The 24,354-nt window shown below is 42.8% G+C and carries 19 protein-coding genes and 2 tRNA genes; 9 read left to right on the plus strand and 12 right to left on the minus strand.

The annotated features are described in order from the left end of the window. Positions 1-145 precede the first annotated feature (145 nt). A complete protein-coding gene (locus F909_RS00475) occupies positions 146-1,507 on the minus strand; it encodes an MATE family efflux transporter (RefSeq protein ID WP_005155038.1) in 1,362 nt (453 codons plus the stop codon). Between the two features lie 30 nt (positions 1,508-1,537). Continuing rightward, positions 1,538-1,999, minus strand: coding sequence for a DMT family transporter (locus tag F909_RS00470; protein WP_005155041.1), 462 nt, complete (start codon positions 1,997-1,999; stop codon positions 1,538-1,540). Positions 2,000-2,138: 139 nt separating this feature from the next. On the opposite strand from F909_RS00470, the gene hemW reads away from it, so the two are divergent. Then, complete coding sequence (hemW, locus tag F909_RS00465) at positions 2,139-3,293, plus strand: radical SAM family heme chaperone HemW (RefSeq protein ID WP_005155044.1); 1,155 nt, start codon at positions 2,139-2,141, stop codon at positions 3,291-3,293. Between the two features lie 124 nt (positions 3,294-3,417). Here the strand turns inward: hemW and F909_RS00460 are convergent. The 4 genes from F909_RS00460 to F909_RS00445 all read right to left on the minus strand — a co-directional run bounded on the left by F909_RS00460 (position 3,418) and on the right by F909_RS00445 (position 9,252). Further along, positions 3,418-3,493, minus strand: a tRNA-Lys gene (locus tag F909_RS00460). A gap of 116 nt (positions 3,494-3,609) precedes the next feature. After that, positions 3,610-3,685: transfer RNA gene (locus F909_RS00455), tRNA-Lys, on the minus strand. A 173-nt stretch (positions 3,686-3,858) separates the two neighbouring features. Then, positions 3,859-5,700, minus strand: coding sequence for a long-chain-acyl-CoA synthetase (locus F909_RS00450; protein ID WP_005155046.1), 1,842 nt, complete (start codon positions 5,698-5,700; stop codon positions 3,859-3,861). A 195-nt stretch (positions 5,701-5,895) separates the two neighbouring features. Then, complete coding sequence (locus tag F909_RS00445) at positions 5,896-9,252, minus strand: Rne/Rng family ribonuclease (RefSeq protein WP_005155048.1); 3,357 nt, start codon at positions 9,250-9,252, stop codon at positions 5,896-5,898. Positions 9,253-10,040: 788 nt separating this feature from the next. Here F909_RS00445 and F909_RS00440 point away from each other — a divergent pair. The 4 genes from F909_RS00440 (at position 10,041) to F909_RS00425 (ending at position 13,078) form a co-directional block, all read left to right on the plus strand. Continuing rightward, complete coding sequence (locus tag F909_RS00440) at positions 10,041-10,973, plus strand: RluA family pseudouridine synthase (RefSeq protein WP_005155051.1); 933 nt, start codon at positions 10,041-10,043, stop codon at positions 10,971-10,973. Next, a complete protein-coding gene (locus F909_RS00435) occupies positions 10,970-11,644 on the plus strand; it encodes an HAD-IA family hydrolase (protein ID WP_005155053.1) in 675 nt (224 codons plus the stop codon). Before F909_RS00440 ends, F909_RS00435 begins: the two co-directional genes overlap by 4 nt. Positions 11,645-11,718: 74 nt before the next feature. Next, positions 11,719-12,417, plus strand: coding sequence for a helix-turn-helix transcriptional regulator (locus tag F909_RS00430; protein WP_005155055.1), 699 nt, complete (start codon positions 11,719-11,721; stop codon positions 12,415-12,417). 52 nt (positions 12,418-12,469) lie between these two features. Further along, positions 12,470-13,078, plus strand: a complete 609-nt coding sequence (locus F909_RS00425) for a glutathione S-transferase family protein (protein ID WP_005155058.1) — start codon at positions 12,470-12,472, stop codon at positions 13,076-13,078. A gap of 42 nt (positions 13,079-13,120) precedes the next feature. Here F909_RS00425 and hcaR read toward each other — a convergent pair whose 3' ends face one another. Continuing rightward, positions 13,121-14,041: a DNA-binding transcriptional regulator HcaR gene (gene hcaR / locus F909_RS00420; protein WP_005155059.1), complete on the minus strand. Its 921-nt coding sequence runs from the start codon at positions 14,039-14,041 to the stop codon at positions 13,121-13,123. Between the two features lie 388 nt (positions 14,042-14,429). Here hcaR and F909_RS00415 point away from each other — a divergent pair, with 388 nt between their 5' ends. Beyond that, entirely contained in the window at positions 14,430-15,482 is a 1,053-nt protein-coding gene (locus F909_RS00415; RefSeq protein WP_005155060.1) for an MBL fold metallo-hydrolase, read from the plus strand. On the opposite strand, the gene F909_RS00410 is transcribed toward F909_RS00415, so the two are convergent. The 3 genes from F909_RS00410 to F909_RS00400 all read right to left on the minus strand — a co-directional run bounded on the left by F909_RS00410 (position 15,469) and on the right by F909_RS00400 (position 17,926). Next, positions 15,469-15,876, minus strand: a complete 408-nt coding sequence (locus F909_RS00410; RefSeq protein WP_005155061.1) for a DoxX-like family protein — start codon at positions 15,874-15,876, stop codon at positions 15,469-15,471. The two genes, F909_RS00415 and F909_RS00410, sit on opposite strands and share 14 nt — an antisense overlap. After that, a complete protein-coding gene (locus F909_RS00405; protein ID WP_005155062.1) occupies positions 15,873-16,313 on the minus strand; it encodes a thiol-disulfide oxidoreductase DCC family protein in 441 nt (146 codons plus the stop codon). Before F909_RS00405 ends, F909_RS00410 begins: the two co-directional genes overlap by 4 nt. A gap of 92 nt (positions 16,314-16,405) precedes the next feature. After that, positions 16,406-17,926, minus strand: a complete 1,521-nt coding sequence (locus F909_RS00400) for a catalase (RefSeq protein ID WP_005155063.1) — start codon at positions 17,924-17,926, stop codon at positions 16,406-16,408. Between the two features lie 614 nt (positions 17,927-18,540). Between F909_RS00400 and F909_RS00395 the strand changes: the two genes are divergently transcribed. After that, entirely contained in the window at positions 18,541-18,990 is a 450-nt protein-coding gene (locus F909_RS00395) for a hypothetical protein (RefSeq protein ID WP_005155064.1), read from the plus strand. Between the two features lie 78 nt (positions 18,991-19,068). Here F909_RS00395 and ptsP read toward each other — a convergent pair whose 3' ends face one another. Continuing rightward, positions 19,069-21,363 (minus strand): phosphoenolpyruvate--protein phosphotransferase, encoded by a 2,295-nt coding sequence (gene ptsP / locus F909_RS00390; protein WP_005155066.1) that lies wholly within the window; start codon positions 21,361-21,363, stop codon positions 19,069-19,071. 93 nt (positions 21,364-21,456) lie between these two features. Beyond that, positions 21,457-21,933, minus strand: coding sequence for an RNA pyrophosphohydrolase (locus F909_RS00385; RefSeq protein WP_004656060.1), 477 nt, complete (start codon positions 21,931-21,933; stop codon positions 21,457-21,459). Between the two features lie 183 nt (positions 21,934-22,116). Between F909_RS00385 and F909_RS00380 the strand changes: the two genes are divergently transcribed. Together F909_RS00380 and F909_RS00375 are read left to right on the plus strand one after the other, a co-directional pair. After that, positions 22,117-22,767 (plus strand): HAD family hydrolase, encoded by a 651-nt coding sequence (locus tag F909_RS00380; RefSeq protein WP_005155069.1) that lies wholly within the window; start codon positions 22,117-22,119, stop codon positions 22,765-22,767. Between the two features lie 137 nt (positions 22,768-22,904). Then, entirely contained in the window at positions 22,905-24,341 is a 1,437-nt protein-coding gene (locus F909_RS00375; protein ID WP_005155071.1) for a DUF2252 domain-containing protein, read from the plus strand. The last annotated feature ends 13 nt before the right edge of the window (positions 24,342-24,354 follow it).

Genomic DNA, 24,354 nt, shown 5'->3' on the forward strand with positions numbered 1-24,354 from the left:
ATCAAAAAATTGCATGATTCAATTTTGATGAAGGTCATTGAATGTAAGCTATATTGGTATTTATTTTATTTTTGACCGATTAAAATTGATCGTACGTGAAGTATAAGCGTGGCGGCATTCATGCCGCCTCATCAGAGCAAGTTGCTTACAGTTTTGGATTTGTCATTTGCATCAAGCGTTTATTGTTGAAATATAAACGACCAATCAGTAAAACACAGGCAATACTTAAGCCGATAATCAGGCCGAGCCAAACGCCAGCGACTCCCCAAGTGGTATAACGGGCAAGATATAAACCAATCGGGAACGCAATAATCCAATAGGCCATTAAGGTAATCCACATGGGTGCTTGGGTATCTTGCATGCCACGTAAGCAACCTGCGGCACCGACTTGCCAAGCATCCATCAACTGATAAGCCATCGCGAACCAAAGTAAATACATTGCAACAGGGATGACATCCAGATCAGTGGTATAAATCGCCACAATATAAGGACGTGCAAGCGCAATTAGCGTCATGGTACAAGCCGCAAAAACCGTTGCACTAATCAACCCTACCGTCTGAACCTGACGCATCGCGTGCCAGTTTTGTTCACCGTAATACATCCCAACACGAATGGTCAATGCAATCGCTAAGGACAGAGGAATCATAAATAGCTGTGAGGTGACTGAGATCGCAATTTGATGCGCCGCAATCGCATTTTCACCTAAAGGACTGAGTACAATCGCACCTGTACTGAAAATGCTGACTTCAAAAAAAACTGCTAAGCCAATTGGTAGGCCAAGCTTTAGAATGCGCTTTACCCAAATTGGATCGATTTTTTCCCATTTTGTGAAAATAGGGGCTTGTTTATAGGCTTTCGCTTTTGAAATATAAATGGCAAGGGTGATAAACATTAACCATTGTAAAATTGCCGTTGCAAAACCACATCCAGCACTACCTAAAGCAGGGATTGGCCCAAAGCCATACATAAATATAAAGTTCAGCGGAATCAGCACCAGCAAGGCAATCAAGCTAATCGCCGTCACTGGGCGTGGATGTCCTAATGCCTCAGAATAACTGCGCAAGGCTGCATACATCATTACTGCAGGCATACCAAAACCAATTGCATGTAAGAACAGGCTTGCTTTCGGTATTAAGCTTTCAGGCACGCCAAATAGCGGTAAAAACATTGGCATACAATGTAGAATTAGCATTGCAACAATACCGAGAATCACGGCAACCCATAAAGACTGGCGGGCAATGGTTGGAATTTTTTCAGGTGTTTTGGCGCCACGCGCTTCAGCCACCAATGGCGTGGTAGCCAGCATGATTCCTGCAAATAACAGCATGATCGGAATCCATAAGCCTACACCGACTGCAATGGCTGCCAGATCGGTAGCCGAAAGATGACCTGCCATAATGGTATCGATTAAACCTAATCCAGCTTGGGCAAACTGTGTGATCAGGATCGGAAACATCAAATGAAAGAGTTGTTTAAGTTCAAATCGCTTGGTTGTGGCATGGGACACAAAAATTACTCTTATTAAAATGAGGGAGAATTAGCGTTGTAGTGTTAGTAACACACCAATAAAAATCACAATACTACCCAGTAGGCGTTGCCAGTTAATGGGTGTTTTGTCTGTACCTAACCAGCCAAAGTGATCGATGAACATCGAAATCACCAATTGTCCGAAAATAACCAAACCAGAGAAAGTTAAAAATCCGAGTTTAGGTGCAGTATAAATGCTCATACTGATTGCATAAACCCCAAGACAGCCACCTAACCAAAGAAACCATGGAATTTGTGAAAGTTCACTTAAACTGGGTTTTGTTGCGCCTTGAAAATAAACCAGACATGCCAAAATAAGCGTACCAATCAAAAAGGAAAGCAGGGCAGCTTGTAGTGGGGAATTGAGATTCTCTCTGAGTTGCGCGTTGATCGCGGTTTGGAAAGCCATTGCAATTCCGATTCCTAAAGCCAGTGGAAGGATAAGTAGCAATTGGCTGGAAATTTTCATCATATTATCGGTCTAATTGTTCTTTATGCTTTCAGTCTAACTGAATACACAGGGGATGATAAGTCGTGTGTATGGTTGAAGCGGCAACCGAGCCTCGTCGAGTCATGTTAAAATAATCAAGTTCTGTCACTGAGCTTTTATTTTGAGTCCGTTAAATCCAGCAAATATTCCACTGTCCTTGTATATTCATATGCCTTGGTGTGTCCGTAAATGTCCTTATTGTGACTTTAATTCGCATGCTGTGCCTGATGGGCAATTGTCGATGGATTTGGAACAGCAATATCTCGCTGCGTTGGTGGCTGACTTTGAGACTCAGCTTGAAATGGCGCAAGGCCGTTCAATTCACAGTGTGTTTATTGGTGGTGGTACACCTTCACTGATTTCTGCACAAGGATATGTCTGGTTATTTGAACAGCTCAAAGCACGTTTTAATTTCGTGGAAGATTGTGAAATTACACTGGAAGCCAATCCTGGTACGGTAGAGCATGATCCATTTGCAGATTATCTTGCCGCAGGGATTAATCGGTTGTCGATTGGGGTACAGAGTTTTGATGCAGAGCATTTACAGCGTTTGGGGCGAATCCATTCGGTTAATAATGCGCTTGATGCGATTCAGCAAGCCCGTCAAGCAGGCTTTGAGAGAGTCAATGTTGATTTAATGCATGGCTTACCCCAACAAAGTCAAGAACAGGCCTTAAAGGACCTTAGATTGGCAGTTGAGCATGGTGCGACGCATATTAGCTGGTATCAGCTTACCATTGAACCCAATACCGTTTTTTTTAGAACCCAACCTGTATTACCACAAGATGAAGTTCTAGAGCATATTCAGGAACAGGGTGAGGCTTATTTAAAAGCCTGCGGCTATGTAAATTATGAAGTATCAGCATGGCGTAAGGAAAAGCCTTCTGTGCATAATTTGAATTATTGGCAGTTTGGTGATTATTTGGCAATTGGTGCAGGTGCACATGGTAAGGTCACTCGTGCAGATGGCGTCTATCGTTTTCAGAAGACCCGATTACCGAAAGATTATTTAGCTAAAGTGCCTGCTGAACATGTGCAAATGAAGCGTATCGAAGCAGAGGAGTTGCCTTTTGAATTTATGATGAATGCATTGCGTTTAAATGAAGGTGTTGCTGCGGAAACTTATACACAGCGTACTGGACTTGAATTGAATGCGTTAAATCAAACGCTCACCCAGTTGCGTGAGAAAAAATTATTGATTGCAGATACAAATCGAATTGCCTGTACCGAGCAGGGGCATATTTTTTTAAATTCGGTGTTGGAAGAATTTTTATAATGTAAGCATATGATGAGTTTGAGCAAGAATGCTTGAACTCATTTATAAATACTGTTGTCATCTTTTAGAAAGAAATTGAGTAGAAAATAAAAAAGCCTCATCAATGATGAGGCTTTTTAGAATTTGGTGGGTCGTCCGCGATTCGAACGCGGGACCAACGGATTAAAAGTCCGCTGCTCTACCAGCTGAGCTAACGACCCTGAAAGAATTTTAGAGTAACACTCTAAAATTATTGCAAGACAAGCAAATCACGTAGTCTTACAAATCTTGATAACTTTCGGTTATCAATCCTTTTCAGGAGTATCAAAACATTAGATGGTGGGTCGTCCGCGATTCGAACGCGGGACCAACGGATTAAAAGTCCGCTGCTCTACCAGCTGAGCTAACGACCCTAAGCAAGTATTTCAACAAGCTTCGCAAGAAAAACTAATTTGTTTTAAATGCGTCTTCGTTTTGATGTTGCGTATTCTAGCAACTTATTCAGCTAACACAAGAGGAAATTCAAAAACATGTGCATGATTGTTTATAAAAAGCACGATTTCCTCTTTTTTAGCTAAAAAATAAACTAGAAACGGTATTGATAGCTTTGAATATTATCAAAGATCTCAGTGTTTACATCACTATAGCTACTTGCGCCTGGTAATAAAACCAGTAAACGTTCAGACGTTTTACTCGGATTAAACGAGTCTTCTTTGAGTTTATTCTTCTGGTATTTAAATGTCCCAGTTGTTTCAACTTTCTCTTGAACACGTAAAAAGACGGGAATGGCATAAGAAGGCAAGCATTTCTTAAACACATTGACCATGTCGCTTAAATCCGTTTCATTGAGTTCTGCACCATCGACCAAGGTGATCGCTGCCATACCTGCGCGACCATTGGTATTTGGAATTTCCACGCCGTATACCACAGCCTCTACGATCTTTTCATATTCGCAGACCATGTTTTCAACTTCTGTTGTAGAAACGTTTTCACCTTTCCAGCGGAAAGTGTCGCCTAAACGATCCACAAACTGTGCATGGCGGAAACCGATATCACGAACCAAGTCGCCCGTATTGAAATAAGAATCACCTTGAGTAAACACATCTTTCAAGATCACAGATTTGTTCTTCTCTGGATCTGTATAGCCATCGAATGGTGAACGGCTAGTGATCTTACCAATCAGTAAACCGACTTCGCCTGTTTTTACTTTTTTGCAGTGACCTTTCTTATCACGTACCAACTCATTCTTTTCTTTATCGAATTCAACGATGGCATATGGTGTTGGTGAGAAACCAACGGTATTGTCAAAGTTAAAGATATTGCTGAAACCTACATTACCTTCACTTGATGCATAAAGTTCAAGTACTTCTTCCACACCAAAACGTTCTTTGAACTTGCCCCAAATATTCGGGCGCATGCCATTACCAATCATTTTGGTCACGCGGTGTGCACGATCTTCTTCAGTCACGGGTGCATCGATGAGGTAACGACACAGTTCACCGACATAACCGATCGCAGATGCATTGAACTTTTGGACGTCTTTCCAGAATGCACTGGTTGAATATTTACGACGCACAGCAAGTGTTGCACTGCCTGCGATTACGCCACACCAGCACACCACCACACCCGTCGCGTGGTAAAGTGGGAGGGTCACGTACATTACATCATCTTTGCCCAGATTGAGAATGTGGCCATAAGTGCCATAAGCGAGCGTCCAGCGACTATGGGTGAAAATCACCGCTTTTGGTAAGCCTGTCGTACCCGAGGTATAGATATAGAACAAACCATCTTTACCTGTCACGGTACGTGTGGTCGATGGATTGAATTTTGGGAATTGATCAATTTGCTGGGCAAGATTTACATAACCTTGTGGTGCAGTCCCTGCATTTTTACGGGTTTCTTGGTCAGCAAACCAGTGGAAACGATCTTGAGCAACCTTCAAGTCTTGGCGTGCTTCATCAATTGCAGCACGAACTTCTTCACCTGCAATCACCGCAATTGGATTGACCAAATTAATACTGTGCGCCAGTACCTTACCCACTTGAGAGGTATTTACAAGCGCAATGGTTACCCCTATTTTTGCTAAAGCAACGATAGAGGCAATCAGCTCAGGACGGTTTTCAACCATCACAGCAATAACATCGCCTTTTTTTGCCCCAAGTGACAAATAGTAATGTGCAATTTGGTTTGCCCATTCATTGAGTGCTTGATAGCTGTAGCTTTGATCTTCAAATAACAGTGCGATGCCTTGAGGGTTACGCTTGACTGCTTTTTCAAAGGCAATACCTAAACCTGCGGGAGATGTTGGCGTTCGCAAATATGCTTGTTTAAGACCATTGAGGATATGAGGGACTTTAGTAATGAAGTTCGGAAGTCGAGTAGCAACATCACCAAGGGTAATAATATCGGTCTGCGTAGTTTGGCTCATATCAATCCTGTTTATTTTTCGATCAATCCAAGAAATGGCTATCCGTTAGAACACAACCATTCACACCATTGTTGTTGATGCTGTTTTGTAATGGTAAGTGCCTAGAGCAATCAACCTAATTTGACAAAATAACAAAAAAGCCTAGTCATCGAAATGACTAGGCTTAGCCTTATTGAGTGCAATTTAGCAAATTACTCACTCAGCTGTGGCTTTTTTAGGTGGACGACCACGTGGACGACGAGGGCGGCTCGACTTTTCTTTTTCAGCTTTCGCTGCTTCATCGTCTAGTTCTGCTTCTGTAGCAGTTGTCGCTTGTTCAGTTTTTTCAACAGCTTGAGCTGTCTCAGTAACTTCTACAACGGCTTCTGGAGCAGCTTTAACCTCATCAGTAACAACAGGTTGTTGTTCTGATACTGTTTCAACTGGTGCAGATTCTGCTGGAGCAACTTCGGCATTGGCAAGTTCCAAAGGTTGCTGTTCAGGTGTTGCAACAACAGCTTCCTCTACAACAGCCGCAACTTCTTCTGTTACTTTCACTTCTTCTTTCGATTCAGGGTTTTCTACAGGAGCTGGCGTCGCAATTGAAGCAACATGTGCTTCTTTTGCTTGTTCCGCAGCCATTTTCGCTAAACGGCGACGTTCACGCGGGTCATTGGCAACACGGATCGCTGCAGCTTCAGGCGGTGTCAGTGCTAATACTGGCGCTGGTTCAGCTTCTTCCACTACTTTTTTGCTTGGAAGTTCAGCATCACGCGTAACAGGGCGCTTATCTTCTTGGACAGATGTTTCCACCACTAAAGAGCTTGCATATTGTTCAGCAAACTTTTGTAGCGCGCGGTTAAACGTGGTGATTAAGCCAAATTGATCAATCAGAATGGTGCAATCCTCACCATACACATGACGAATCAAACTGCTGACCGTGTATTGACCCAAAGTCGGAATTTGCGATGGTGCCACAACGACTTTAGGTGCTGCTTTTTGAGCTGCTTGTGCACCACGTTGACGACGACGTGAACGTGGGTCATTGGCAGCACGTTTTACAGGTGTTTGAGCAGTTTCAGTCGCAGGTGCTTGTTCAGCAACAGCTGCCTTTTCTGCTTGAACCTCAGCTGCAGCTTCAACTTTTTCCACAACCTTAGCAGCAGCTTCAACTTTAGCCGTTGGAGCAGGTGCCTGTTGTGCGTTGAGTGCCACAATTTCACTTTGGCCTTGATCAATGTTCACAATCAATGCCGTGTTCATTGGTGCTGAACGTGGTACATCTACCACATCAACTTTGACCTGTTGTGGATTTGCTGCTGCTTCAGTTGTTGCTGGAGCTTCATTCAACACGCTTTGGTCGCGATGACGATTTGGACGATTTGGGCGTTGTTGATTACGGTCACGACGTGGCAACGGTGTAGCTTCATTACCATGTGCAGCATCATTGTTATGCGGTTGCTGGTTTTGTTGCTCTTGAGGTTGCTGACGTTTTTGCTGACGTTTTAGCTCACGTTGCTCATGACGCTGTTCTTGACGTGAAAGCTGTACCACTTCTTCATGCACTTGGGCTTGTTGTTCATGTACATGCGCGTGTTGCTCACGTTGTTCTTTGTGCTTACGCTTCTTCTGGTTTTGATTTGGACGGTTTGATTTCTCGTCTTTATCAAATTGCTCACGCGCTTCTTGTTTCACAGGGTTTTGCGAAATATAAGCATTGTTAGCTGCTGGGGCTGCGACTTCAGCAACGGCAGGTGCATTCACCTGACCAAATTGACCACGGCTTACAGCACCATTATTCACCATTTGTTCAATGGCCGCCGCTGCATTTTGTGCAGAACGTGCTTGGTCAGTCGTTTGTGCTTGCTTTTGAACAAATAAGTTCTCTAACCATGCACAAGGACTTGCTGACTTTTGTGTGGTTGCTTGTGTCTGTTTTGCTTGAGCAGCTTGTTGTTGTGCCGCTTTCTTTTGTGGTGCTGCATTATTTTGTGTTGGTGCAGCATGATGGTGTTCAGCATCTTCTAAATGCCAGTCAGAAGATTCATAACCGAGTTCTTTTTCGCTTGAACGGGTTGCTTCTGTACGTTCATAACTCGAAGGTGCAAAGCCATCTGGATTGAACTGGATTTGATAGTGTGGTGTTTCTAAGTGCGGGTGAGGTAATACTGTCACACGAACATTGGATGTTTGTTCAAGGTAAACCAGGCTGTGACGCTTTTCATTCAGTAAGAATGCTGCAATTTCAACAGGGACTTCGACTTGCACTTCACCTTGACGCTCACGTAAAGCGATTTCTTCCACTTTACGCATAATCGAAAGTGACAGTGAACGTAAGTCGCGTACCATGCCTGTGCCATGACAGCGTGGGCAAACATAGCCAGTCGCTTCTTCTAAAGAAGGGCGTAAGCGTTGACGGCTCATTTCCATGAGACCAAAACGTGAAAGCTGACCGAACTGGATACGTGCGCGATCGCTTTGCGTTGCTTCACGTAATTTCGCTTCAACCATACGCTGGTTGCGGTCTTTGGTCATGTCGATGAAATCGATCACGACTAAGCCGCCGATATCTCGTAAACGTAGTTGACGTGCAATTTCTTCGGCAGCTTCTAAGTTGGTGTTGAGCGCAGTTTCCTCAACATCATGGCCACGTGTTGATTTTGCCGAGTTGATATCAATCGATACCAATGCTTCGGTTTGGTCAATCACGATTGAACCACCAGAAGGAAGTTTGACTTCACGCTCATACGCAGTCTGGATTTGGCTTTCGATACCGAAGTGAGCAAATAAAGGCTCGTTCAAGGTATAGGTTTTTAATTTGTCGAGCTGACGTGGCATCACTGCTTTTACGAAGTTATAAGCTTCGTTGTAGGCTTGCTCACTATCAATCAGGATTTCAGCAACATCATCACGTAAATAATCGCGAATCGCACGGGTGACGACACCCGCTTCTTGATGAACCAGCATTGGTGATGGGCCAGAACTTGCTGAACCTTGAATTTGTGCCCAGAGATCGAGCAAATGTTGTAAGTCGAGTTGTAACTCTTCTTGGGTGCGACCAATACCGGCGGTACGAACGATGACGCTCATGCCACGTGGTAGATTTAAAGACGCTAAAATTTCTTTCAGCTCTTCACGAACTGAACCAGAAATCTGACGGCTAATACCACCACCTTTCGGATTGTTTGGCATGAGTACCAAATAACGACCTGCAAGCGAGATAAAAGTAGACAGGGCAGCACCTTTATTGCCGCGCTCTTCTTTTTCAACTTGAACCAGTAATTCAGTGCCTTCAGTGATGAGTTCACGAATATTTGAGGTTTGACGGGGGTCAGCTTTGAAGTACGAGTTTGCAATTTCTCGCATTGACAAAAAGCCTTGACGCTGCGCGCCATACTCAACGAAAACCGCTTCTAAAGACGGTTCAACGCGAGTGACATGACCTTTATAGATATTTGATTTTTTTTGTTCGCGTGTACGATTCTCTAAGTCGAAATCGTAAAGACGATTACCAGTGATAAGTGCAACGCGAACTTCTTCTGCGTGGGTTGCATTAATCAACATACGTTTCATGGGTGTGACACCTAATAGTGATGCACACAAACAACCAGCTCAATATTTTTGAGCAGACATCAAATTGGCGCGATCAAGACTCAGAAGCAACGTTGTGTAGGCTGCTCTGAAACCACTGACTGTAAATATCCAGCGGGGGTTTTGATACGGTTACTTCGATGTCAGCAATACTGCTTCAATCTTGAATCCGTTGATATTTCATGTATGTCTTACATCTGTGAAATATCACTAGATCCGACATAATCAAAGTTTCCTGTACGCTTCACTGGCGGGTGAGCGGTGCATTGGATGGTGACTTTCACTGTCATTAAGCATTGAAGTCGATCCATCTGGAAGTCTTGATACGGAATGATCATCGTATCTCTGCTTAGCAGTTCCAATGCATCAACGCTTTAGCCTGAATGCGACATCAGGGAGCAAATTGTCTGATGTGGATCAGTTTACGTTTAATAACCAGCAAATTGCTGGCGACATATTTTTTCTGAACAAACTGTATGTGCAGATGCACAATTAAACGCAACAGTTTGCCATTTTGCCGATATAATAAGCCTTCGGCGTCGGCATAATTCTTTAGGACCTATCCGAGTTGTTGGTGAATATCTCATCGATTTAAAATTTTATCTAAATAAAATTTTTGATTTGATGCTCACTTACGGTGGTATCCGTGCGCTGAATATATCAAACCTTGCAGCATCTGCCTATGGGCTAAGTTTAGGTTTCTTGTGAAATAACTTAGCTAAATGATCAATTTTTAATCATATTTAACAAATCTTGGATTAATCGAGCGTATGAATTCTACACAGCAATGGCAAAGTGTCACTTGGTTTGACGTGGATGAACATCAAGAAGGGCAGCGAATAGATAATTTTTTATTTACCCGATTAAAAGGTGTTCCAAAAAGTCGCATTTATCGTTTAATTCGTGAAGGGCAAGTACGCGTTAATAAAAAAAGAATAAAAGCAGAATCACGTTTGAGCATTGGTGACCAAATTCGGGTCGCTCCAATTCGTTACGAACAAAAAGATGAATCTGATGTACCCGTGAGTGATGATGTGGCACAAAGCCTACTGAGTCGCGTGGTCTATGAGGACGAAGGCTTGTTGGTGATTAATAAACCTTCAGGGATTGCTGTACATGGCGGCAGTGGTGTGGCCTATGGCTTGATCGAAGCATTACGTGCTGCGACAGGCAAAAAATATTTAGAACTGATTCATCGTATTGACCGCGACACTTCGGGTCTGGTGATGATCAGTAAAAAGCGCAGTACCTTAAAATTGCTGCAAGATTTATTACGTGAGCATAAAATTCAAAAAACTTATGCTGCAATTGTGAAAGGTCAGGTCAGTTTAGATCAGCAAATGATTGACGCGCCATTATTGCGTTATGAATTGGCCAATGGTGAACGTCGTGTTCGTGTGACCAAAGAAGGCAAGCCAAGCAAGACCAACTGGAAAGTGGTTGAGCGTTATAAAGCAGCAACTTTGGTTCACGCTTCTCCGCTGTCGGGTCGTACTCATCAGATTCGTGTTCATGGCTTGAGTATCGGTCATCCTTTGGTGGGTGATGATAAATATGGGCACAACACGCCATACGCAGGTCCTGAGGCACGCCGTTTGTGCCTGCATGCCATGCGTTTAGACATTCCAAACTATCCAAGCATTGAAGCGCCGATGCCTGAAGATATGCAACAGGTGATTAACGAATTGAGAAAGCAGAAATGAAGCAGAATATCGAACTCGTTATTTTCGATTGGGATGGCACCTTATTTGATTCGGTTGGTCAAATCGTGGCAAGTCTGCAATATGCTGCCCAACAGTTTGAGCAACCCCTCACAGATGACGCGGCAAAAAGCATTATTGGTTTAGGCTTGCCTGAAGTGATGCAGATTTTATTCCCGCAGGTACCGCACCTGCAGCAAGATATTTTGCAGTGTTATGCAGACCATTATGTCGCCAATTCAAAAGGTGATGCTTGGTTTAATGGTGTTTCAGAATTACTCGCAGATTTAAAACAGCAAGGCTTAAAGCTCGCGGTGGCAACAGGCAAAAGCCGTAAGGGCTTAGACCGAGTTTTGGCACAAACCAATAGCCATGCGCTGTTTGATATTACCCGTGCAGCCAGTGAAACCAAATCCAAACCTGATCCATTGATGTTGCAGGAAATTCTTGCCGAGATGGGTGTGACAGCTGATTGTGCTGTGATGGTGGGTGATACCAGTTATGACCTCGAAATGGCTCGAAATCTGAATATGCCGCGTATCGGGGTCAGTTATGGGGTGCATAGCATTGAAACGTTACAGCAGTACCAACCTTTGACGATTGCGCACAATGTGCAGGACCTACATGCTGCTTTGCAAAGCATTTTGCCTGTGGTCGATGTAAGCGCAAGTTAAACTGTTCATTGAGATGAAACAATAATGATGGGAGAGTGCGCTGTCCCATCATTCATAATAACAATAGGGACCGTATGAGTCGTTCAATCCGCTTGCTTAATCTATTACAGCTACTCAGAGAATACCGCTATCCTGTGACCGCACAGGTATTGGCAGAGCGTTTGCAGATTAGTCAGCGCAGTGTTTATCGAGATATTGATACCTTGCGTGAGCAAGGCGTTTGTATTGATGCCGCGGCTGGATTAGGCTTTCAGCTGAAACAAGATTTCTTATTACCTCCCATGACATTGAATGAAACTGAAATTGAGGCTATTTTTTTGGCCTTAAACTGGTTGAGTGAAATTCCTGATCTGGCTTTGAAATCAGCTTCGACTTCAGTATTGGCCAAACTCAATGCGGTATTGCCTGAACACTGCCAGCATCAGCTTGAACATACCACTTTACGATCAATCAATGCTTGGTTACCCGTAGATGAAACGTTGGTGGAACAGGTACGTTTGGCCATCCGTCAACAAGTTAAAATTGTGGTGGATTATGCTGACGAGCAGCAACGTGTGAGTTCTCGGACCATTTGGCCGTTTGCTTTAGGTTATTTTAATGATCGGATTGTACTGGCGGCATGGTGCGAGCTAAGGCAGAGTTTTCGGCATTTTCGGATCGATCGTATGCGGCAGTTAAGTTTGAGTCAGGAACTGTATCCTCAATTCAAACAACAACTATTTCAACAATGGTGGACACAAGAGATGTGTCGTTCGACTACTGACAAAAACTGACAATCAAAACAATTACATTGAAATAAGAATAACTCATCAAGGAAATATCAACATGGCACTTCAACTTTATACCAATAATTTTTCGCGTGGCGTCGTCGTAGACTGGTTGCTGATCGAACTTGGCATTGAATGTGAACGCATCGAAGTCGCTTTTCAAACCGAAATGAAAACACCTGAATATTTAAAAATCAATCCATTTGGCAAAGTGCCTGTCTTGGTTGATGGCGATATCGTCGTGTATGAACTGGATGCAATTTGTGCTTATCTGGCAGATAAATTTGCCGAAAAAGGTTTGGCACCTGCTCTGAATGATCCAAAACGTGGTGTGTATTATCGCTGGCTGTTTTTTATTTCTGGCCCTTGGGAAGCAGCAGCGACCAATAAAATGTTAGGCGTAGAGGTTAAACCTGAGCAAAAATCATCGGTTGGTTATGGTGACTATCAAGATGCTTACAATGCGTTTGTACAGGGCTTAAGTGAGGTTGATCCGTATTTATGTGGCAAGCAGTTCACCGCTGCGGATGTATCCGTTGCCGCAATGTTATTTTGGCAACTTAAAATGGGAGAGGTCGAGTCTCATCCTGCTATTGAGCATTATTTGGAAAACATCAAACAACGGCCAAGCTATCAGAAATTTGCAGCATTCTTTAGTAATGTGTAGAGATTAAATAGCAGTAAAAAAAGCCGAATCAATCGGCTTTTTTTACGTTATGTGACTTTGCTTGGATGCAAACGGCTTTTCTAAGCCAAATACAGTTTGAATTTCATCTATGAGATGTTGTGTTGCTGTACTGGATTCGTGCTTTGGGTAACTCATAAACACATCGAGATAGGGAAGAGCATACTCTAATGGTCGTACCACAATTTGATCTGTGGCCAAGGCCTGAATGTATGCTGGTAAAATCGCACAACTTTGCCCAGAGCGTACTGCTTGAATTGCTTCGCCAATCGTATTGGCTTCATCGATGTTTTGAAAATGGATCTGCTGCTGTTTGATGTATTGGGTAATCGTTTTGGCGAGGGGCTGAGAAAGCTTGTCGGTCAATATGGTGAGAATGAGACCTTGTAATTGGGCGGTGGTGATTTCTGAACATTGGGCCAGAGGATGTTGCTTGGGCAGCATCAAAACCAACGGTTCTTTTAATACCAGTTGGCTGGCAAACGTTTCATTTTCAAATTTTTGATTAATAAAAATAATGTCTAAATCACCTTTCTTCAGTTTGGCAATTTGGTCACTTTCTTTGAGATTGAGGCTGCGAATTTGTAGTTTGGGTAACCTGACTCTCAAACGGGGCAAGATATAAGGGAAAATACGAATTTCAGCAGAAGGCACAAAACCGATTCTTAAGCACAAGACTTTAGCTGCGGCGACCTGTCTTGCCATGGTCACGGCTTTATCTGCTTGCGTCAGCGTTAAGCGAGCTTGCTCCAGAAAAACCTGCCCTTCATCGGTTAATTCAACTTTTCGTTTGGTACGGTGTAAAAGCTGCACACCTACACCATCTTCAAGATCTTTAATTTGTTGACTTAAAGAAGGCTGAGCTGTGTGTAATTTAAGTGCCGCTTTACTGAAGCTGAGCTCTTCAGCAACGGTAATGAAATAGCGTAAATGACGTAACTCCATAAGGCAGGTCCAAAGGTGTCTGACTGTTTTTATAGTTTTAGTGATGAGAACACCATGCTATTGGCGAATTATAGCTAAGGTGATTTTATATACAATATGCTTTTTTATAAAATATAAAAAAAGATAAAAAACTCATGCTTACCGATTGGCCTGAATTGTCAGCAGGGTTTATTAGTTCGGTAAAATTGTGTTGACTCTGCATCAGAAAATCAGCATAACTAACAAGCTTATGTTAGGATCAAAGACCGATTTTATGAATCTGGAATAAGACGAGAATCCTAAAAAAATCATCATGGTTTGAAAGGTTCAGCTTAAACAGGATTCATGATCTGAACGGGATATAACATTACCCACCTCATGCGATGAGATTCCACCAAAGAAGACGTACATGAAAGATAAGCCGACATTAACCTACCAATTGCCGACCCAATCTTGCTTGAGCCATACTTGGGGGAAACCTCCTTTTCCACACGAGGCTTCTGATCATTGTGGGATCGATCGTTTCTATAATTTACAGAAACCGCTCACACCTTTTGATCGTAAAGGCCTGTTAAAATGGTTGGCGACTCGTCAATCATCCACTTGGAATGTAGATCGTTCGCATGAGTGGAATATGCGAAATCACATGCTGGAGCTGCCACAAAATCGTGCACATGCCGATCTCAATGACTGGCAAATCTGGTTTGTTGGACATGCCACCGTTTTAATTCAAATTGGCCCCTATAATTTTCTAACTGATCCCGTCTGGTGTGAATATGTCAGCCCGAAACAGGGGAATGGCCCACGCCGTGTCTGCCCTGCGGGGATTGCTTTAGAACACCTGCCAACGATTCATGGCGTGCTGTTGAGTCATAATCATTATGACCATATGGACTTGGCGACTTTAGAATGGCTGCATCAAAAATTTGAAATGCCGATTTATACTGGTTTGGGTAATGCCTATTACTTGCCGAAGCATCTGCATGTCATCGAGATGGATTGGTGGCAGGAGATTCCGTTTCATGATGAGTTGAAGATTGCCTATACACCTGCGCAGCATACTTCTGGACGAGGTGTACGTGATCAAAATAGAGCACTGTGGGGCGGTTTTTCATTAGTTGCTAAAACAGGACATTGTTTTTTTGCTGGGGATACGGGTTATTCCCCGCACTTTAAGCAAATTCATGAGCGTTATGGCGATGTCCGTGTGGCGTTATTGCCAATTGGTGCTTATGAACCACGTATGCTGATGCGCTATGTACATATGAATCCACAAGATGCATTTCATGCCCATCTCGATTTACATGCCCACCGTTCTTTGGCAATTCATTATCGAACCTTTCAATTGACTGATGAAGATCGTGATGACCCTGAGCATGAACTACAGCAAGCCATGAAATCATCTTCTAAATTGGTCAATCCATTTTATTGCATCCGTGAAGGACATTTTATTCGTGCTTAGCATTCTGCAGTGCTTTGATACACCACAATGAAACCACTGAAAGGCTTGCAAGCGCAATATTCATGACAACGGGATTGAAAGCTTGATAAACCTTGTCTGGATAAATGCACAACACGAAAATAAGTAAGCTGATCAGGCTGATGATGTTGAGCCAGTGCAAATATTGATGGCTAATCCATAAAAATAGGCCGCCAAAAATCATTTCAGCAATCCCTGAGAATGAAATCATCCAAGCAATATAGGTTGGAGCGATATTGAGTTGTTGCCAGACATACTGCTCATCTTGCACCTGAAAAATCAATTTGGGAATCAGTCCTTGATAAATCCAAAGGCTTGCAATAATCAACTGACAAAACTTTAAGATCTGTTGAAGGGTTGGGTTCTCGCTGTTCATATTAGGGCCTCATCTAATAGAAAATGTTGCTGCGTTTCAGGTGTGACGCGATAGCATTGTTGGGTTTTCCCAAAGAGGCGGTAACGATTGAGTGCAATTCGGCGATAAGCAAAATCACGGATGGTTTTTGGAATGATGCTGGCGTATTTCAAACTGGTGTATGGGGAATCTAGGCGCTGAATGATACGTAGAAAGGCAGTTGATTCGGTATAGTATTGACCATTCTCTAGCAATACCATGGTTTCAAAATGGTCAGTCGGAAGATGGCAATAGGCGAGAAGTTGTTGTCCAATATGCGATTGCACGGACACCAGTTTGAATTGATAGCTGGTATCCTGCTTGATCATAAAGTCAGCCCATGCTGAACACAGCACACATTCTGCATCAAACAAGATGATGTGATGGGCTTGAATCAGTTGCTCTAATGGTTTTGGCATGCTTATTTTTCTAATTGGGCATTGAATAAATTGTCCCCTAACTGCATTAAAAAAGCCATCCGAAGATGGCTTTTGTTTTAGTCTTTCAAAGCTTATAGGAAGCTTGGTAAATGACGCGCTGGATCAGTTTCACGCGCTGCCTGAGCATCTGCAACGGTGAGCCCTAATGCTGCGGCAACACCTTCACCATAAGCTGGGTGGCATGCGTAGCAGTTACGGATATGACGATATTTGATGAAGTCTAAAGCATCACCCATCGCACGTGCGGTATTACCAAACAGTGCTTGTTGTTGCTCAGGTGTCATCAGTTCAAATAACGCACGTGGCTGACTGAAATAATCATTGTCATCTTCACGATAATCCCAGAAATCAGCATCGCCATTAATTTTCAATGGAGGCTCTTTGTACTGTGGCTGCTCTTGCCATTGGCCAAAGCTGTTTGGCTCATAGTGAGGTAAACCGCCATAGTTGGCATCGATACGGCCTTGGCCATCACGGTGATTACTATGTACAGGGCAGCGTGCTGCGTTGACTGGAATTTGTTGGTAGTTCACACCGAGACGATAGCGTTGAGCATCTGCATAGTTAAACAAACGCGCTTGTAACATACGGTCTGGTGAAACACTGATCCCTGGCACTAAATTGCTTGGTGCGAAAGCTGACTGTTCCACATCTAAGAAGAAGTTTTCAGAATTACGGTTTAACTCAAATTCACCAACTTCAATCAATGGATAGTCGCCATGCGGCCAAACTTTGGTTAAATCGAATGGGTGATATGGAACTTTTTCTGCATCTTGCTCAGGCATGATTTGTACAGCCAAAGTCCATTTAGGATAGTCTTTGCGCTCAATTGCATCGAATAAATCACGTTGGTGGCTTTCACGATCTTGACCCACCAATTCGCCAGCTTCAGCATCGGTTAAGTTTTTAATACCTTGCTGAGTTCTAAAGTGAAATTTGACCCAGAAACGCTCATTGGCAGCATTGATAAAGCTATAGGTATGACTACTAAAACCATGCATGTGACGGTAGCTTAAAGGGATACCACGATCAGACATAACAATCGTGACTTGGTGTAACGCTTCTGGTAATAAAGTCCAGAAATCCCAGTTATTGGTCGCACTACGCATATTGGTTTTAGGGTCGCGTTTTACTGCCTTGTTTAAATCAGGGAATTTACGAGGATCACGCAGGAAGAACACAGGCGTATTATTCCCCACCATGTCCCAGTTACCTTCTTCGGTATAAAACTTTAAAGCAAAACCACGGATGTCACGTTCCGCATCCGCAGCGCCACGTTCCCCTGCAACCGTGGTAAAGCGTGCAAACATTTCAGTTTTTTTACCGATTTCGCTAAAGATTTTTGCGCGCGTATATTGCGTAATATCATGGGTGACCGTGAACGTACCAAATGCACCTGAACCTTTGGCATGCATACGACGCTCAGGAATGACTTCACGAACAAAGTTGGCAAGTTTTTCATTTAGCCATAAATCTTGGGCTAATAATGGTCCTCTGGCACCAGCGGTCATGCTGTTTTGGTTATCAACGACAGGTGCACCAAAATCAGTGGTTAAGTGGCTGTAAGGACATTTTTTATCGTCTTGGCTCATGTTCTATCTCCGTCAACATGACCTGTGAGCTAGGTCATCTCAACTGTTGGACCGTTCTAAGATATGAATGCTTCGCTGTATCACTCATCAATTGGGTATCGAAATTTCAGATGCCTAAATGTGATTTGTAATGATTAAGCTCAGCCTTTGTATTTTTACTCTAGGTTGATGAAAGCTTTTTTTCCAATGGATTAAAGTTGATGTCATAAATGCTTTATTCGATTGAAGCTGTCTAAATCTTAAACATGAGTCATGCTTTTGTGGATATGAAAATTGTTAAAAAAGGATAAAAGATAATGGAAAAATAAAGACTTACTGTTTTAGTTGGGTTGAATGGAAAGTCAGTGATGGCATCCTTTAAATGGAATAAATAGACTCCAATTTGTTCTAAGAAGGATGACTTTTGCCTGTTGCAGTTATGTAAAAAGGCCTAAATAGATTTCTAGAATTAATTTTTCCGTATCGCTAACGCTGCGAGCTACATTCTAAAAAGATGATTGCTGCCCTTAAGCAATTTAAGTTTCTAAACATAAAGACTAAGTTGGAGATATGTAAATCCTCAGATTTTAGGTGCTAGCATATTGCTTTAGCTTACTTTTATGAGATTAAAATAAATGAAAAAATTAGCATTAAGTTTCGGATTATCTTTAACCGTTTTAGCAGGATGTACTTCCATGCCACAAAAAGATGAGGCTAAAGCAAACTCATTGAATGTTGAGTTTGTTGGACAAGGTAATTATGCGATAACGCCACAGCAGGGTACAGTGAGTTTGTATGCGGTGGACAGTCAGATTGCCGATGTTCCAGCAACGTTGATTCAGCAGAAAAAGGTTCAGATCTCTCAGGTGCCATTTGTAGTTGATTTTACTGTGCCAGCAGATCACCGTAAGCTTATTCAGCCCTCAGTTCGGGATGACGCAAATATCAAGTATTACGTGACGTGGGAATCAGATGCCAAGAATTTGACAGGCAAAGATGCGATTGTGATCGATTATGATCGTAAATTTCCGAACGTGACGTTAAATGGCACTAAACAACAGATTTACCTACGCCTAGCAAAATAAGCAGATAAATTGAAAAAGGGCGATCTTGTTGAAAGAATCGTCCTTTTTTATGTTTGGTCTTATGTGGAAATGTCTCGTTTAGACATTGAGCATGCGATTTGATTTCACCATATCGGCCAAACCGTGGGTTCTAAAATAATGTTCGAGCCAGCTTTTAATCACCAGTGGGTTATTCATTTGCAGAACGTCATCCAAGAGTTTCTTGGCATCACTCATCGGAACATGGCAAATTGCTTTGCGGACTCTCAGAATATTACTTGAACTCATCGACAGGGTATTAAAGCCCATTGCCATCAGGAGAATAGCTGACAATGGATCACCAGCCATTTCACCACAGATGCTGACGGGTTTTTGATGCTCATGACAATCCTGTACCAAACGTTTTAAGGCACGTAGGATAGATGGGTGGAAATGCGAATAGACGTTGGCCACATGAGGATTATTACGATCAACGGCCAGTAAATATTGGGTTAAATCGTTGGAACCGACCGAGAAGAAATCAACCAGTTCTGAAAACTCATCAATTTGTAACAGGACACTTGGCACTTCAACCATAATGCCGATCTTCGGTTTGGTAATCTTGACCTGTTCTTCTTCCTGTACTGCGATCCAGTCACGCTCTAACAGATATAGGACTTCTTCAACTTCACTGACACTCGTGACCATTGGCAACAAGATATGCAAATTATTCAGGCCGATACTGGCTTTGAGCATGGCACGGATTTGTGCAGAGAAAATTTCTGGATGATCCAGTGTAAAGCGTAAGCCACGCCAGCCTAATGCTGAGTTTTCTTCTTCAATACTAAAATAAGGTAAGTCTTTATCCGCCCCAATATCCAGGGTACGCATGATTACGGGTTTATTGGCAAAATGGCTGAGCTGTTGACGGTAAATGGCACGTTGCTCTTCTTCACCAGGAAAGCGTTCACGTAGCATGAATGGAATTTCACTACGATAGAGACCAACACCTTTAGCACCACGTTGTACGCCACGGACCACATCAATCATCAAACCTGTATTGACGAACAAAGGAACCGATACGCCATCTGGAGTAATCGCATCTTTGGTTTCATATTGCTTTAAATCTTTTGCAATTTGTTCTTCTTCTTTTTGAACTTCTTTATAGCGTTGACGTAAGCGACGCGGAGGATTGACGAAGATACGCCCTTGATAGGCATCGACAATCATCTCGATATCATCGAGTGTAGTAATGGGTAATTCGGTCACACCGACGACCGTTGGAATGCCCAACGCACGTGCCACAATCACCATATGTGAGTTTGCAGCACCTTCAGAAGTAACAATTGCCGCAATATTATCCACCGGAAGCTCAACCAATGCCGCGGTACTGATTTCTTCGCCAATCAGAATACTATCGGGACTGAGTTCGCGGTGACTGGTATCATTTTCTTGCAAGCAAGCCAGAATTCGACGACCGAGATCTTTCAGATCTGAGACACGTTCACGCAGGTAGTCATCTTCCATTTGAGCAAACAGCGCAACATGTTTATCGATGACTTTACGCACAGCACCTTGGGCCCAACTGCCTGCACGAATATGGTCTTTGATTTCGCTTGGCAAAGCATTTTCATCAAGCATTCTTAAGAACACGCTAAATAAGGCACGCTCTTCAGACATGAGTGAGTCTTGCATTTTTTCATCTAGAGATTGAATCTCCAAACGTACTGCAGCAATGGCTTGATCCAATAATTCTAATTCATCACTGATATCTTCTGCTTCACGATCTGGAATCGCAGCAAGATCAGCAGGCGGATAAAGAACAATGGCACGACCTAAAGCGACACCACCTGCACCCGAAACTCCTTGGAAGGTTTTATAGCTAGGACCATTGCTGGGTTTACGGAAAACATCAATATTTCCCACTGCGTGTGCATGGGCAATAACCCCTGAAAGTTGCGCACACAGTGTAACCAAGAATGATTCAGCCGCTTCGCTAAAGTCTTGAGATTCTTTATTTTGAACAACCAAGACACCCATAACCTTGCGGCGATACATCACTGGAACGCCAAGGAATGAGTTGAACAGTTCTTCACCTGTTTCAGGTAAATAAGCGAAGCGTTCATGTTTTGGTGCATTGTCTAAGTTAACGATTTCTTCACGTTGACCAACGAGACCGACCAGACCTTCACCCACACTGAGTGATACTGCACCAACTGCTTCAGGCTTTAAACCTTTAGAGGCCATTAATACATAGCGGCGATTACGTTCGTCTAATAAATAAATCGAGCAGACATCCACTTGCATGGCATCGGCCACATGATTGACCATAATGTCCAAGGAATCATGCAAACTGACGGACGCATTGATTTCTTGCACAATGCGTCTAAGCGTGTCGAGTTGCATGTTTGACATGGATGTTTACTCCAATTTATTGAATCGTTATAGGCCTAGTTATAACAGCTCTGTTGCCAAAAATCATTGCTTAAAATGATGATTTCATGACAATTAGCGCTGAGGTAGTTGTAAACATAATTCCATCATGGCTTTACGGTAAACATCACGTTTGAAGTTGACCACTTGACCCAGTGGGTACCAGTAACTTACCCACTGCCATTCATCGAACTCGGGTGGGTCTGATAGGTTTAACTGAATATGATGCGGCGAGGCCGTTAACTTCAGTAAAAACCATTTCTGCTTTTGTCCAATACATACCGGATCTGAATCTGACCGAATGTACCGATGTGGCAAACGATAACGCAGCCAACCTTTTGTTTGCGCTATAATTTGGACATGTTCGGGCAATAAACCGACTTCTTCTCTTAGTTCACGAAAAAGTGCCTGTTCAGGGGTTTCTCCAAATTGGATTCCTCCTTGTGGAAATTGCCAAGCATTGTGACCAATGCGTTTTGCCCATAAAACTTGTCCGTCATCGTTTGCCAAAATGATCCCGACGTTGGGTCGGAAACCTTCTGAGTCGATCATTTGGCTACCTAAATTTTATCTATATCGTTGACTTTGATCTCGGGGACAGACTATCTTCCATGTCCAACTCGAAAAAGGTCAAAGTAAAATGTTTAAATTGCTACGATCTTAACGAATTTTTAGTGACTTACGGAAATAGATTTACGTTTTTTTTCTTTAATTTGCATTTAAATGAGCATTTATATGAAATTGGCTTTATTTGATTTAGATCACACCCTATTAAATACTGACTCTGATCACTCTTGGGGTGAATTTTTGGTCAATGAAGGTTTGGTTGATCCAATTCATCATCGCCAAATGAATGACAAGTTTTATGGGGATTACAAAGCAGGGCAACTTGATCCGATTGCCTATAATGAATTTGTTTTTCAATTTCTGACTAAACATGATAATGATTATTTAACTGAGTTACATCAGTTATTTATGCAGAAAGTAATCCGTCCACAGATGCGACCTAAGGGTTTTGAGGCGATAAAACGACATCAAGCACTGGGTCATGAGCTGGTTGGAATTACAGCGACCAGTGATTTTATTACTGCACCTATTTTTCGTGAATTTGGCATTACTGAAATTATTGCCACCAATGCCGAAGTGCTTGATGGTCAATATACAGGTAAGGTGACAGGTATTCCTTGCTACCAAAAAGGTAAGCTGGCACGTTTGGATCAGTGGTTGGCTGGACGGACGGTCAATGAATCTTGGGCCTATTCCGATTCAATCAATGATCGTTTCCTACTGGAATATGCGACGCATGCGATTGCAGTAAATCCAGATGATCGTTTAGAGAAATTGGCACAAGAACGCGCTTGGGAGATCCAGGACTGGTCGATATAAGCCATGCTTTAATGCCAAATATCACCTTAGGCAAGAGGGATATTTGGCAATGTATGAACAACAATAAAAAATATTGAATGACGCATTATAGTTTAGAGAAATATAGAAAATTTTACTCAATAGATTGAGCGCGTGATATGCCAAAACAACGCATTGCATTACCAGAAAAACTTTGGACAGCACAAAGTATTGATCTCACTCGACACCGCTATCAAGGCAAATTGCTCACTAAAAGTGATGGCTTTGCTTTGGGAAAAGCACAACGTAAAAAAATTCCACGTGAGCAATTGGCTCACTTGTCCGAGCGACCCAAAGATATCACGGCCTTAACACTCTATGATTGGAGTAATGAAGGTCGTTTAGAGCGACTAAAACCCATTCGTGCCAAGCGTATGAGCGTATCTCCGTTTACCTTCTATCGTGGCATGCCTGCGCTGATGTTGTTTGACCAAGTGTGGGAACAGCACAATTCAGGCCTATTTCAACAGATTTGTGGGGATTGTCATTTAAGTAATTTTGGTGGATTTGCCAGTCCAGAACGTAATCTTTTATTTGGTATTAATGATTTTGATGAAACGCTGGTTGCGCCATTTGAGTGGGATCTCAAGCGCTTGGTCACTAGCTTTGTGATTGCAGCAAAAGAGATCGGTTTAGGCGAAAGTGCGGGTTTAAAAGCGATTCAGCGCATGCTCAACGCCTATATCTCGCATTTAGATCAACAAATTGCATTGTCTCCTTTGCAAATCTGGTATGAGAAAATTGATGCCAGTATTTTATTGGAAAAAACTGAAAACCAAAAAGTCCGTAAAAAATTAGCAAAGAAAGTGAATAGTGCCTCAGCTCGAGACAGTGCTTCGGTGTTGCCAAAACTGACTCAACAGGATGATGAGACCGGATTTCGGCATTTTATTGAGGACGCGCCTTTACTTTGGCATCCCAAAGCAGGTGAGCCATTTAGTCAGGATAATGATGCATTTTTTGAGTGCTATCGCAGCACGCTGAAATATGATCGCCAAGTTTTATTTGACCGTTACCAATGTACTGACATCGCATTAAAAGTGGTGGGTGTCGGGAGTGTGGGAACGCGCTCAGCCATTGCGTTATTTGAAGATGCTGATCGGGAACCGCTTATTTTACAAATGAAAGAAGCCAACCCTTCGATTTTAAGCCCACTGTTTTTGCAGAAAGTGCCTCATGAAGGTGAACGGGTGGTGTATGGTCAGCAACTTATGCAAGCCGCCAGTGATATTTTCTTGGGATATTCAACTGCCCAGCAGCAACATTATTTGATCCGTCAATTACGTGATATGAAAGTGTCTATCGATTTGGCTGGGATGGATGATGCATTTTTTTATGAATATGCTGATAGCTGTGGTTTGGCTTTGGCACATGCACATGCTAAAGCAGGTAATGCCGACGTTTTGATTGGATATCTGGGGGAAGGCGGGACGATCATCCAGATCTTGCAGGATTATGCGATGCAGTACGCGGAGCGAAATTTAAGTGATTATCTGCAATTCATGAATGCGATTGCCGATGGTAAAATTCAGCTCGCTGGAGAGGAAGCACTTTAATCATAAATTTGCT

It is taken from the genome of Acinetobacter sp. ANC 3929 (assembly GCF_000369405.1).
GTDB lineage: Bacteria > Pseudomonadota > Gammaproteobacteria > Pseudomonadales > Moraxellaceae > Acinetobacter.